Source organism: Ehrlichia japonica, assembly GCF_000632845.1.
Lineage (GTDB): Bacteria > Pseudomonadota > Alphaproteobacteria > Rickettsiales > Anaplasmataceae > Ehrlichia > Ehrlichia japonica.
On record NZ_CP007474.1, the window covers coordinates 915883 to 929758 of the forward strand.

Sequence of the window (13876 nt, forward strand, 5' to 3'; positions counted from 1 at the left end):
GTGGAAAATGAACGCATTTCTTCTTTAGTAACAAGTAACTTAAAAGATTACATGGTACATACAATGCAAATATCTAATTTAGAGATTCACTGCTTTCAGAATATCACACTTACTATCAACGATAGCCGTAACTCTATACTGAATTTTGCTTTTCACGATAGTACAACAAATGAATGTAATGAACAAGCTATAATAGAAGCTTTAGAATTTTTAAAAAAAAGAAACATCGATGCAACATGGCCAGTAGATTCACATATGAAAAAACTAAAACTGGCTCTTGAAAAACTAGGGTTAATAAGTGTAAGTCTTCCTAAAAAAGCTCTTGCAAATATCAAAAATTACATTATGCCATCTATAAAAGGACCAACTATCACGTTAGATATTGTAAATAACCAAGAAAAGTTACTGGAACTAGATAATATTGCTTCAAGGGTATTTTATAGCCACAAAAATGAAGTTGCAACTTTCTTAAGAGGTTTAGCTAATCACCATGATATTAATAATTCAAGATTAAAATTTTTTTTAACAAAGTGTGATAACGTTAAAGTTGGTATATGTGGAATGTATGTAAAAGATAAAGTTGTTGGATTTTACAGCGATGGTGTACTCCCAGAATATCGTAATAAAGGGATAGCAAGTCAAATGGTATTAGAAAGAATAAAAATAGCAAAAAATCAATACAATTGTTCTTATGCTATAGCTCAATGCATGAAACCTTCTGTAAATCTATATAAAAGATTAGGGTTTAAAATGCTTGGTAGTTTGTCTTTATACACATCTTTGGTGTAGGAATTTACTAGAATTATAACAAGTCAAGAAGATATATTATTATGTTTACTTACATTACCATTTTTTTGTTGATATTTGTTTTAGGTTTATTAATTAATGCTTATTACCGTGCTAACGTCAATATTTGTGCCTTAAAACACAACAATAACCTTATTAACAGTCTACTATCAACTTTAGGAGATGGATTCTACCTTTGGGATGAAAAGCGACGCATAGAAAAATTCTCTCCCAATTTACAAATCCTACTCAACACCGTATTCTATTCTTTTGATGAGTTCGCAGATTTTTTTGAAGAATCAAAAGAACTGCAAAAAAAATTTACCGAAGCCAAAAAAGTTAATAAATCTTTCACTATAGATTTAAAAGGACAAGATACAGAAATTTATTGTGCCTGCTATGGACAAAGTATAACTGACAATAACGGACAAATAATAGGAGTATTACTCTGGGTTCAAAATATAACAAATTACAAATTATCAATAACAAGTCTACAATATGAAAACACAAAATTAAAAGAGAATTTATTAAACTACACTGATATACTAAACAATTTACCATATCCATTATGGAAAAGAGGGAAAGACTCTAAAATTAAGACCCAGAACCCATTTTACTCAGAAGTTGTACAACATAATCTCAACATAGATATAGACCGTAACATACAACCTACTAGTCAAATGAATAATAAAACAAGTAAAAAAATACAATATGCCATAATTAACAATGAAAGAAAGTTATACAATATGGTAGAAATTCCAATTAACAATTCAACTGAATTTATTGGATATGGAGAAGACATAACACGACTTAATTATTTTACTCAAGAATTAAAAAATTATACTATTTTACAAAGAAATTTATTAAATAACCTTCCCAATGCTGTTGCAATATACAACCGAGACGGATCAATTATATTCTATAATAGAATCTTTACAAAATTTTGGCAATTAAATTCCTCATGGCTAGATACTCATCCAAACTACTCAAGTATCTTACAAAAAATATATGAGGATAGTAACCTTTTAGACAAAGAGAAATTTGATTTAATAAATCAACAACAATACGAAATATTCAAGCAGATTACTGAACCATATCATGGCACAATGGTTTTAAAAGATAACACCACTCTAAAAATTATAGTAATTCCAAATTTCAAACAAGAATTAACTTTTATATATAATAAATAACTATCTCATCCTATTGCACCCTAATGCAAGAAATCTTTCATTTACTTTCACGTTCTTCATTCCAAGCCAACTGTATGGATTCAAGAATTTTTTCATTACATCCATTATTATCATCATCAAAATCCGGCAACCCTAAAACCATTAAACGCAAATCCGTAAATCTAGTACTAAATATATCATGCTCTCGATAATGTTTCTCTAAAGAAATAGCAATACTATCAACATCATTCCACTTCATATAAATACCTTTTACTTGAAATTATAATAATCACTTCACTTATATATACAGTACTTTTACCAATAGAAGAAATCCAAATATCTTCCCACAAGAATATTTCATCTGAAAAACTACACAGTTTTATTACTTATAGCATAAGTTCCACGTAATAAAAATGCCAGTATAAAAAGATAACATTCTACATTTTACTAATACTATAAGAACAATATACAAATACAAAAAGGCAATTCTTCTGTTTTAAAAACTACACAATACGCAACTTACTTATTAAAATAAATAACTTAATCCAATACACTAAATGAATACCAATTCAAAACAAACTAGCACTTTATGTGTTCTACACTGTAAAACAATATACAACCACAAAAAGACAATACTTCTATTTTAAAACTACAATCAATACTCAAACTACTTCTTAGAATAAATAATTCAACCCAATATACTAAATGAATACCAATCCAAGACAAACTAGCACTTTATGTGTTCTACACTGTAAAACAATATACAACCACAAAAAGACAATACTTCTATTTTAAAACTACAATCAATACTCAAACTACTTCTTAGAATAAATAATTCAACCCAATATACTAAATGAATACCAATCCAAGACAAACTAGCACTTTATGTGTTCTACACTGTAAAACAATATACAACCACAAAAAGACAATGCTTCTATTTTAAAACTACAATCAATACTCAAACTACTTCTTAAAATAAATAATTCAACCCAATATACTAAATGAATACCAATCCAAGATAAACTAGCACTTTATGTGTTCTACACTGTAAAACAGTATACAACCACAAAAAGACAATGCTTCTATTTTAAAACTACAATCAATACTCAAACTACTTCTTAGAATAAATAATTCAACCCAATATATTAAATGAATACCAATCCAAGACAAACCAGCATTTTATGTGTTCTACACTATAGAACAATATCATAAACCTAAAAAGGTAATGATCCTGTATTTCATTATACACAACTTATTTATTAAAATAAGGACTTAATCAATGTATTAAATAAAATATCAATGCAAAATAACGCAGTATTCAATATATTTTTATACTATAAAAATAAATACATAAAGGTATGAATACTGTATTTCAAACTACAATTAACATACAATTCATTTACTGAAACAAAAACTCAAAATTCACTAATTAAACTGAATAATCATTATGCAGAAACCTAAAACTAAAGAAGCAACCAATTAACCTCACTAGCACTTTGAAAATTTCAAGTTTTTTTCTTCATATACTTTACTATCAATAATTCTAGTATTATATAACCAATTACATATCTTTACAAAATAATAGTATCTTAAATATTTACAATTCCTCTATATTTATTACACGCAGTTTTCTTAATTAAGTATCATTATAAAACTTACTATTCATGTAATGAGTTATAAATGCTCTGACGAATACACCAACTATTGCCGTTATAGGGATTGACAATAATATGCCTGTAAATCCAATCTGCGATCCACACGTTATCATACCAATGATTATCCATATAGGATGTATATCCACTTGTTTTCCTATTAATAGCGGAGTAATGATATTTGATTCAACTAACTGTCCAACAACAAATATCGTTAATACTATCCCACATATCGTCCAACTATTAAACTGTAGCATTGTTGTAATCAAACTCAACATTGCACAGAAAACAGGTCCTACATATGGAACAAAAGTCATTATACCTGATATAAATCCTATGATTAAAAAATACTTTAATTTTATCAAACTGAAACACATGATATAGTATGTAGCCATAATAAAACATACACTCAATTGACCCCTAATATAAGCTGAAATCACATGATCTATCCTTTCTGCATATAGCTTAGCAGCACTTTGATATTTGATAGGAATTAATGCATTTGTACATTCAATAATTGATGGCCAATTACACAATATATAGAATAACAACAGAGGAGTAACTAATATTATAGAAATTGTATAACTAATGCTTATACTAGAATTTATCGCACCAAACAATATATCATCTAAATTTTTTAGTAAACTTCCAAGAATACCTATAAGAGGTTTTATATTTTCGTAATGTAATAAACTTTCAAAAGATGATTGTGGCAACTTTACTGTATTCAACATTTCTTCATAGTCAACTATACTATATTTTTGAAGAAGAGAAGTTATACTGTCTTTATGAATTAACGGTATTTTTTCTATAAGAAACTTTACAAGTGACAACAACTGCGAATAAGCAGTAGGAATGAAACTTACTAAAAATGCTACAATTATAAATAACGAAGATAGTAAAATTATACTTACAGAAAGTCGCCTTGATAACTTAAATCTTTGTAATTTATCTACTAACGGATTCAGGAGATAAGCCATTACTGCAGCAGTACAACATGGAGCAAGTACAGGCTTAACAATAACCATTACCAATACACCCACCAGTATAATAATACCATGTATTATATATTCATTAACTAACTTAAAAAATTGACCGTTCATCAGTTCATGCATATGCATTTTTAGACATTATACTATCTTAGCATTTTTTGCATAGACTAATATATAAAGATTTTTTTATTCATTACCTTGATTTCCATGGAAAGCTCTATCATATTTGTATAAACCACGCCGCACTTATTAATAACAAATCTATAGAAATAAGAGATCTAGTCTTTGTTATATGTTTAGAAAAATAAACTTTTCTAATATTTCCTAGGTCAACCCACCTATACCTACAATCCACAGATTTTTAACTTAATAACCCAAATTTATGCATATCAAACTAAAAAATGATCAAACTTAATAAAAAATGTATATTTTTCATGTTAATAAACCACACAAAGTAGGATAAAAGGGGTATTTCTGTAACAAGTATAAAATTAAAAGAGTTGTTACAAAAAATCTATTTATATGATTACCAATATAAGTAATCACGCACACATAAAAATACCTATATTCAATTTTTCTCTTGTAACCTCTCCTGAATTATAAAAAAAGCAAAATATGGCTGAGGTAAAACTTACAAGAAAAATCTTTCTACCAATGAATCTTAATCTTACAAAGAATACTGAATACTCATAAGCAAAACAGTATAAATTGCTAATAAAATACACCTATTCATTTTGTTTAGCTTACAAAAAAACAGAACTTAGTAATAGGCAAAATGTGTAAATTACAAATCAACACCCAACCTGAAGTACGAAGAATATTATAAAATTATAATCCTTGGTGCCCATGGGGAGACTTGAACTCCCACGATCTTACGATCAACGGATTTTAAGTCCGCAGCGTCTACCGATTCCGCCACGTGGGCGCATTGCATTATATATATTACCTAGAATAGAACTCTATAACCAAATTAACTTCCATAGCTGCTGGATATGGTATTTCACAATACTTAGGAACCCTTAAATACCTTATAGACTTTTCTTGAGTATCAACTTCTAAGTAGTCAGGTACCCTCTGTTCTTGAGCCTGTAATGCAAAAATAACTGCAGGTAAACTTTTTGCTTGTTCCTTTAATGTAACTACATCACCTACTTTTACGATATAGCTTGATATATTTACTACCCTACCGTTAACTAAAACATGCTTATGAGATATTAGCTGCCTTGCAGAAAAAATAGTTGGGACAAGCCCAGAATTATATAAAATACTCGATAACCTAGATTCCAATAACCCAACAAAATTGTCTCCAGTATCACCTCTCTTCTTATAAGCTTTTAAGAAAACATTACGCATCTGCTTACTACTTATAGCGTAATAAAACTTAAACTTCTTATGCGCTGCAAACTGCTTACCAAAATCAGATGGCTTCTTATAGCCCATATTACCATGCTGACCAGGTGGATAATTTCTCGTATTAAATGGATCTTTAGACCTACCCCAAAGACTTACACCTAACCTACGACTTGCTCTATATTTTCTCTGTATTACCATATACCCTTATTTATAAACAACTTAAAACAACACACGAGCACTAAAAACACTCTTTAATATAACATGATACAAATATCCCAGCCTTGCAAATACAAAACCGCATAGGTTTTAGTATCATAATTTTATCAATATATGTCAACGTATTTTTACGAATTTATGATTATACACTTATAACAGAGTATTGCAAATTACATGAGTTTAGTAGACTGTTTACCTACATATTCAGACAATAACATACTAAGAATCTTTTTATAGTCTAGATTACCAACTGATTATTAAATTACCTTTATAAATTCCTTTACATAATATGTAAATTTACTAGCATGGCGGCAGCAACAATATTACTATTATAATGTTAAAACAAACTCACACACGGTAATTAATCAATGCAACTAACATTATTTAATCTCGAAGATAGTTATTCATACCACTATCATGACTACATACTGTTAGAGCAAAATAAAACAACATATAATATGCTAATGAATCAAGAATGGAATTCCTTTATTCTATATGGAAAATCAGGATCAGGCAAAACTCATCTTGCTCATATATGGCAAAAACTTAAAAATGCTATGTTTATTGATCAATACTTAATCAATACTAAAGACGATATAGGAAATATAATATCAAATAGTAGTGCTTTTATCATTGAGGATATAGATAACATAGATAATGAACTATCGATATTACATTACTATAATTATATAAAAGAAAACAAAAAGTTATTACTCATGACTTCCTCCATGGCTCCAAAATTACTCAATTATCATATAAAAGATCTAAAATCTCGTATATTACACACTATGAGTGCAAAATTAGCCAATCCAGATGAAGAATTATTAAAAATTATGCTTATAAAATTATTTGCTGATAAACAAATACACATAGAGCTAAAAGTTATAAACTATATTCTCAACAACACAGAACGGTCCTTTCAAAATTTAAGTAATATAGTAAAATGCATAGTTAGGGATTTACCTTATTATAACAATGGTGTTACAATACCATTTGTAAAGTCCATAATAGAGAAAAATGACCGAGTATCAATATAAAGGTAAAGTATTAACCATAGCTGGTTCTGATTCAGGGGGTGGTGCTGGTATTCAAGCAGATATAAAAACTATATCTGCACTAGGGTGTTATGCTGCAAGCTGCATTACATCAGTAACAGCACAAAACACAATCCAAGTTTACAGTATATATAACATACCACAACATATTATTCAGCAACAAATAGAGGCTGTTTTATCTGATATCAATATAGATACCATAAAAATTGGTATGTTACCATCTTATGAAGTAATAAAGACAGTAGCACTATCTTTACCAGATATCCCTATTGTTGTAGATCCAGTAATGGTATCAGCATCAAATTTCAGATTAATGGATAATAATGCAATTTCTGATTTTATAGAACATATAATTCCAAGAACAACAATAATTACCCCAAATATACTAGAAGCAGAAACCTTAGCTCAAATCGATATAAAAGATCAAAATGATATGATAAAAGCAAGTCAAATAATAAAATCATTAGGGGCAAAATATGTTTTGATTAAAGGTGGACATATAAATCAAGAAATTATAAATAATATTTTACTTACAGAAGAAAATCAAATTTTGAACTTCTCACATAAAAGAACCTTTAATGATGAGTTACACGGTACAGGCTGTACCTTATCCTCAGCCATTGCAAGTTTTATATCACAAAAAATTTCAATACAAGAGAGTGTAAATCTAGCTATTCAATATATCCTCAATACTATAAAGACAGTACCACAAATAGGAAAAGGTAACAACCCTGTATTTCATAACTACAACATCATAAGCACTGATCCCTAATAAAAAATCTTTAGTTTCAAAGATTTCATTTTTACGTTACTAATTCTCAATCTAAATTAAACAATTATATACCCTAATTTTACACATTCTAGGTTGATAATTATAAGACAGTTTTACTCTCGCAGATATAAAGCAATAAACATATTCTAAGTTTTAGAAAGTGAGAATATTTTATTATAGTGTCAATATTGCATACTATCCATTTTAATAAAATATTTTATCTGATAATATCTCACTTATAAATATTCTCTAACAATCATATACACAATAAATTTATTCTTGTAATCAGTGATAGCAAACAATATCCACAAACTCAGCTTTCCCTCAATTCTTACATAATATGTGATTACTATACAGCTTTAGTAGATGTTTTTCTTTGCTTACTTATCTCTCGACTGATATCTTGTTTTGTGCCACATAAAATCTCCTTACTTAATTCACCACCAAGTTGAGTGATTTGATTCAAATCTTTACGACTAATTTTTCTCCTCTGCTGACTCTGTTCGTCTTCCTGCATTGATTCTTCTCTATTGCCTTTCTGATTCAGGATAAATCCATATTTCTCACTTACATGCTTTCTCAAAGTTCCTTCATCTCCACACAATCTAGCTTTACATAGTACACATGTTTTAACCAGATCTACACCTGAATCTTTAAGGCCTAAAAACAATGACTTTGCTGACTGATTAACAGCAGCCACCCCTGCCGTCATTGCTAAACATCTCATATTACTATTATGTATAGCATTTGTTATTGAACTAGGGAATCTTATTACAGCTTCAGCAAAATTACCGGCACCTTTGAGAACAGTAGAACAACATGTTAAACAATTTCCAACAATAGATAATAAAAATATTAATGATGTGAGAAAATACGGCTTTTTAGTACCTGATAAAACCCCAGAACTTGTCCGCATTATTTTCTTATCTACTTTTTCAGCAAGATATCCGCTCAAGCTATTAGCACAATGTGCTATACCAAGTAATACTGAAGAACTTAACCTACATACACATCCAACAGCTAATCCAGCTACATTTAATGGTAACATAAGGAAAGAAAGAAGCAAGTCTGTCTGCCCAGTCTCATAAGATCTAACAGAAAAAGAAAAAGGATATACTTGCTGTTCTGTACTTAAGAAAACATCTCTGTTACCACCTTTCACAACAGGATCAACACATTTTCTACCATCATAAGCCACAACTAACACTTTATTCTCTTCTGATTTAGATTCAAAATCCTTATAATAATTAGTTCCAGCAGTATTTATAGCATATAACCTATGTCCTTGCACATTTACAACTGGTCCTTTATCAGGGCTTATTAATGGAACAACTGGATATCTTTTTCCCTTAAATATTAAATAGTTTCCCTGAATTTCTAAACCTAAATTATGACATTTACTTGACACATATTTACATGTTTGATTTCTATGCAGAACTGGAAGTTGCGCTCTACATACAACTTTTTGATTAATTCCAAAGTCAGGCAATATTCTAAGAAGTGGTACAACGCCAAAATAACTATATGCTTTGCGTACAACACCAAACACCTTCGAAGGAGAAAACGGTATATATCTAGTACCACCCCTAAGAGCACGAAAAAAATTATTTAACATATTCCTCAATTAATACTATTACAATAATTATACATCTAAATATATCATATTATATAATAGTAAAAAAATTAATATCAAAAACATTTAACAAAGGAAGTAGAAATACAAGTACCCTATACAAACACAGATTTATTGATTGAAAAATACCTCAGCCTATATATAGAAAATTATTAACTAGAAATTTTCTTATTTATTAAAGATACAGAAAATAAAAGGCATTAATATCTTATTAAGATATTATATAAAATTACAAATGCTAAAAATAATGTAGTTAAAATCACAATCCCCTTAATAACAAGAAATACAGATATCCTTAATACAAGAGAGTGTATATAATCTTCTAATATGACCTGTACACCTAAAACTGCATGATAAAATGCAAACACAAAAAAGCATAACAAAACAATAAGATCAGTACTACTTACATCTGAAATAGATAAGTGAAGCTCTGGAAAAGACTTAAGTATTAAAGAAATAACACTAAGAAACTTAAATAAAAACCACAGGGAAAAAGGAAGCAAAATACAAGCTGTAACTCTTTGACTCAACCAATGATAAACTGAATGACTAACCATAATTTTATACCATTAACTTAGGAAAAAACTATAAAGTACAAAAGATGAGAATAGACATAAACAAACAACTACTATCCCTGTAATTTTCACTGCAGATTTAGTTAAACCAAACCCTAAATCCCATAAAATGTGCCTTATACCATTTAAATAATGGTAACACAGTACATTTAACCAAACAAAAGCTAACAATTTAAAGCAATATAATGAAATATAAGAACTACAAAGAAAACTATAAACCCCATAAACCATCTGGGGACACAAGAAAGAAGCAATAAAGCACCAAGAAAGAATTAATAAACCTAAAAATAGTATTATACCACTAAACCGGTGCATAATAGAAAGCTTATATACAACCTTGTATATCTGTAAATGCGGTGATAAAGGCCTAATTTTTGACATTATCAAATTTCACAAAAATAAAACAAATTTTAAAGAAATCTATGCCTAACTATAAAGATCAACTATAAATTTCAATCATTCAGATAAAACAATCAGACAAAATAGAAATAAAGACGGCGTAGCACCTTATCAAAACATTACTAAAAAATAACATCAGATAAGAAAGCCTAAAAGGAGGTAATCCAGCCGCAGGTTCACCTACAGCTACCTTGTTACGACTTCACCATAGTCACCAACCCAACCTTAAATGGCTGCTTCCTTTCGGTTAGCACACCAGCTTCGAGTTAAGCCAATTCCCAGGGCATGACGGGCAGTGTGTACAAGACCCGAGAACGTATTCACCGTGGCATGATGATCCACGATTACTAGCGATTCCGACTTCATGCTCTCGAGTTGCAGAGAACAATCCGAACTGAGACAACTTTTATGGATTAGCTAAACCTTGCGGCCTCGCGACCTATTGTAGTTGCCATTGTAGCACGTGTGTAGCCCACCTTATAAGGGCCGTGCTGACTTGACATCATCCCCACCTTCCTCCAGTTTATCACTGGCAGTTTCCTTAGAGTGCCCAGCATTACCTGTTGGTAACTAAGGATGAGGGTTGCGCTCGTTGCGGGACTTAACCCAACATCTCACGACACGAGCTGACGACAGCCATGCAGCACCTGTGTAAGGTCCAGCCGAACTGACTCCCCCTGTTAGGGGGGATACGACCTTCATGTCAAAAAGTGGTAAGGTTTTTCGCGTTGCATCGAATTAAACCACATGCTCCACCGCTTGTGCGGGTCCCCGTCAATTCCTTTGAGTTTTAGTCTTGCGACCGTAGTCCCCAGGCGGAGTGCTTAACGCGTTAGCTACAATACAAAGATAAAATCCTCACATTTAGCACTCATCGTTTACAGCGTGGACTACCAGGGTATCTAATCCTGTTTGCTCCCCACGCTTTCGCACCTCAGTGTCAGTATCGAACCAGATAGCCGCTTTCGCCACTGGTGTTCCTCCTAATATCTACGAATTTCACCTCTACACTAGGAATTCCGCTATCCTCTTTCGACCTCTAGTCTAGCAGTATTAAAAGCCGCTCCAAAGTTAAGCTTTGGTATTTCACTTTTAACTTACTAGTCCACCTACGTGCCCTTTACGCCCAATAATTCCGAACAACGCTTGCCCCCTCCGTATTACCGCGGCTGCTGGCACGGAGTTTGCCGGGACTTCTTCTATAGGTACCGTCATTATCTTCCCTATTGAAAGAGCTTTACAACCCGAAGGCCTTCTTCACTCACGCGGCATAGCTGGATCAGGCTTTCGCCCATTGTCCAATATTCCCCACTGCTGCCTCCCGTAGGAGTCTGGACCGTATCTCAGTTCCAGTGTGGCTGATCGTCCTCTCAGACCAGCTATAGATCATAGCCTTGGTAAGCCATTACCTTACCAACTAGCTAATCTAACATAGGCTCATCTAATAGCGATAAATCTTTCCCCCGCAGGGATTATACAGTATTACCCATCATTTCTAATGGCTATTCCATACTACTAGGTAGATTCCTATGCATTACTCACCCGTCTGCCACTAACAACTACCTATAACCAAAAAGGCTATAGGTAATTGTCCGTTCGACTTGCATGTGTTAGGCTTGCCGCCAGCGTTCGTTCTGAGCCAGGATCAAACTCTCAAGTTTGACAAGCCATATATACATATGGCTTGGACTCATGCAAACAAACATAAATACGTCAATGCATGATAAATAAATATAGCTATTATGCATCGCCGCCTTTATTTCTATTCTATAAACTTTAAACTATTCAAACAACTTCATCATTTATGACACTTAGCCATGGGTTGGATTATCCATTAATATATGATTAATGTCAATACATTTTTTAACATTAATTTTAAAATGATAAATTAGGCAATTCTAATCTTAGCTCCATGTTTATTAAATAATCCAATTATTGTAAGTAAATCACTTGTTTTTCTAACATTTTTTATTTCAAAAAAACTATTAGAAATTATACCTATAACCAAAAATAATACTGTCATTTTAAAATCGTAACATGCATCTACTGAATCCCAATCGAGAATATTACTAGAACAGCCATAAATAATTAAGTAATTTACTCCTACCTCTATCCTTACCCCACATTTTATTAGTTCATCGATAACAGCTCTCAATCTCTTATCCATAAACGCTACATTTAACACCCCATTCAAAACCGTCATACCATCAGAATATGCAGCCAGTATCACCATAAATAAGTATTCATCGATATCAAAATTTTCACTCGATAAACACTCGATTCCTTGCAAGACACTACCTTTAACCACAAGATCCACAACCTCTTCTCCAACTGCATTTCTTCTCTCATTGATAAAGAAAAGATTTGCACCCATTTTTACCAAAATTTTATGAAGATTTTTCATTCTATCGTTCAATAAAACATTCAATATGGTGATTTCTGATCCATTTGAAATTAAAGCGACAATTATAAAAGATAACATACAAAAAAAATCATTAGGAATACATACATCCTTGGAATATAATTCACGTTGACCAGATATATTAACTGTGTTTATCAAATCCTTATCTATAAAACATTCTACTTCAACGTTAAAATATCGTAGCATATGTATAATACTAGCTTGACCCTGACTAGGAGTACTAACTATAGTTGTAGTACCGTACGTATTCAATGAAGCAAACATTATTGCTGTTTTTACCTCATCCTCTTTAGTCTCATATTTTATAGGTAACATGTCTATACAGCCTACTAAAGCAGCTGGTAATTTATTGTCATTCGAAACAAATCTAGCCCCCATTAACAATAATGGCTTCATTACATTACCAATATTTAAATTAGTATATCCACATAAAAAAGACGTAAAAGGACAATTAGATAAACACCCCATCATCATATAAATAGATGGATCATTAAAATACAACACATCTTTTGGACAAAGGAAACCTCCTACACCCATTCCTTCTATAGTGCAAATTCTATTATTTTTATTATATCTAACTTTAACACCAAGCAAATTCAAAGATTTGATAGTTAGTATTATATCACTATTAAAGGCAATATCATAAATCTTAGTCACCCCTACTACCTGAGATGCTAAAATTAATGCTACATGCGAAAGTAAACTATCCTTTACTATATTCACATGACCACATATATGATATGTTCTCTCAGATATGATCACCATAACCACTACTCCTACTATAGTAACACAACGCTAGCAGAACATAATTATCATCAAACTTATCAATCCCTATTTCTATAAACCACATTA

Annotated in this window: 11 protein-coding genes, 1 tRNA gene and 1 rRNA gene; 4 read left to right on the plus strand and 9 right to left on the minus strand. The window is 31.1% G+C overall.

Annotated features, from left to right (window positions below):
- Both EHF_RS03575 and EHF_RS03580 read left to right on the plus strand, forming a co-directional pair.
- Nucleotides 1-789 carry a GNAT family N-acetyltransferase gene (locus EHF_RS03575; protein ID WP_044195307.1) on the plus strand — a complete coding sequence of 263 codons (789 nt, stop codon included), beginning with the start codon at nt 1-3 and terminating at the stop codon, nt 787-789.
- Nucleotides 790-830: 41 nt separating this feature from the next.
- Nucleotides 831-1976 (plus strand): hypothetical protein, encoded by a 1146-nt coding sequence (locus EHF_RS03580; RefSeq protein ID WP_044195310.1) that lies wholly within the window; start codon nt 831-833, stop codon nt 1974-1976.
- Between the two features lie 37 nt (nt 1977-2013).
- Here EHF_RS03580 and iscX read toward each other — a convergent pair whose 3' ends face one another.
- The 4 genes from iscX to rpsD form a co-directional block, all read right to left on the minus strand.
- Nucleotides 2014-2214, minus strand: coding sequence for a Fe-S cluster assembly protein IscX (gene iscX / locus EHF_RS03585; RefSeq protein ID WP_044195314.1), 201 nt, complete (start codon nt 2212-2214; stop codon nt 2014-2016).
- 1377 nt (nt 2215-3591) lie between these two features.
- On the minus strand, nt 3592-4710 hold the full coding sequence (locus EHF_RS03590) for an AI-2E family transporter (RefSeq protein WP_044195317.1): 1119 nt from the start codon (nt 4708-4710) through the stop codon (nt 3592-3594).
- 727 nt (nt 4711-5437) lie between these two features.
- Nucleotides 5438-5524, minus strand: a tRNA-Leu gene (locus EHF_RS03595).
- Nucleotides 5525-5541: 17 nt separating this feature from the next.
- Nucleotides 5542-6150 (minus strand): 30S ribosomal protein S4, encoded by a 609-nt coding sequence (gene rpsD, locus EHF_RS03600; protein ID WP_044195319.1) that lies wholly within the window; start codon nt 6148-6150, stop codon nt 5542-5544.
- A 386-nt stretch (nt 6151-6536) separates the two neighbouring features.
- Here rpsD and EHF_RS03605 point away from each other — a divergent pair, with 386 nt between their 5' ends.
- Together EHF_RS03605 and thiD are read left to right on the plus strand one after the other, a co-directional pair.
- Nucleotides 6537-7205, plus strand: coding sequence for a P-loop NTPase family protein (locus tag EHF_RS03605; RefSeq protein WP_044195321.1), 669 nt, complete (start codon nt 6537-6539; stop codon nt 7203-7205).
- Nucleotides 7186-7995: a bifunctional hydroxymethylpyrimidine kinase/phosphomethylpyrimidine kinase gene (gene thiD / locus EHF_RS03610; protein WP_044195324.1), complete on the plus strand. Its 810-nt coding sequence runs from the start codon at nt 7186-7188 to the stop codon at nt 7993-7995. Before EHF_RS03605 ends, thiD begins: the two co-directional genes overlap by 20 nt.
- Nucleotides 7996-8344: 349 nt before the next feature.
- On the opposite strand, the gene EHF_RS03615 is transcribed toward thiD, so the two are convergent.
- The 5 genes from EHF_RS03615 to EHF_RS03630 all read right to left on the minus strand — a co-directional run bounded on the left by EHF_RS03615 (nt 8345) and on the right by EHF_RS03630 (nt 13789).
- Nucleotides 8345-9610 (minus strand): hypothetical protein, encoded by a 1266-nt coding sequence (locus EHF_RS03615; RefSeq protein WP_044195326.1) that lies wholly within the window; start codon nt 9608-9610, stop codon nt 8345-8347.
- Nucleotides 9611-9828: 218 nt separating this feature from the next.
- Nucleotides 9829-10185 (minus strand): succinate dehydrogenase, hydrophobic membrane anchor protein, encoded by a 357-nt coding sequence (sdhD, locus tag EHF_RS03620; RefSeq protein ID WP_044195329.1) that lies wholly within the window; start codon nt 10183-10185, stop codon nt 9829-9831.
- A 12-nt stretch (nt 10186-10197) separates the two neighbouring features.
- Nucleotides 10198-10584 carry a succinate dehydrogenase, cytochrome b556 subunit gene (gene sdhC / locus EHF_RS04615; RefSeq protein WP_084475740.1) on the minus strand — a complete coding sequence of 129 codons (387 nt, stop codon included), beginning with the start codon at nt 10582-10584 and terminating at the stop codon, nt 10198-10200.
- A 170-nt stretch (nt 10585-10754) separates the two neighbouring features.
- A 16S ribosomal RNA gene (locus tag EHF_RS03625) occupies nt 10755-12263 on the minus strand.
- Between the two features lie 227 nt (nt 12264-12490).
- On the minus strand, nt 12491-13789 hold the full coding sequence (locus EHF_RS03630) for a 3-phosphoshikimate 1-carboxyvinyltransferase (RefSeq protein WP_198015089.1): 1299 nt from the start codon (nt 13787-13789) through the stop codon (nt 12491-12493).
- Nucleotides 13790-13876 lie beyond the last annotated feature (87 nt).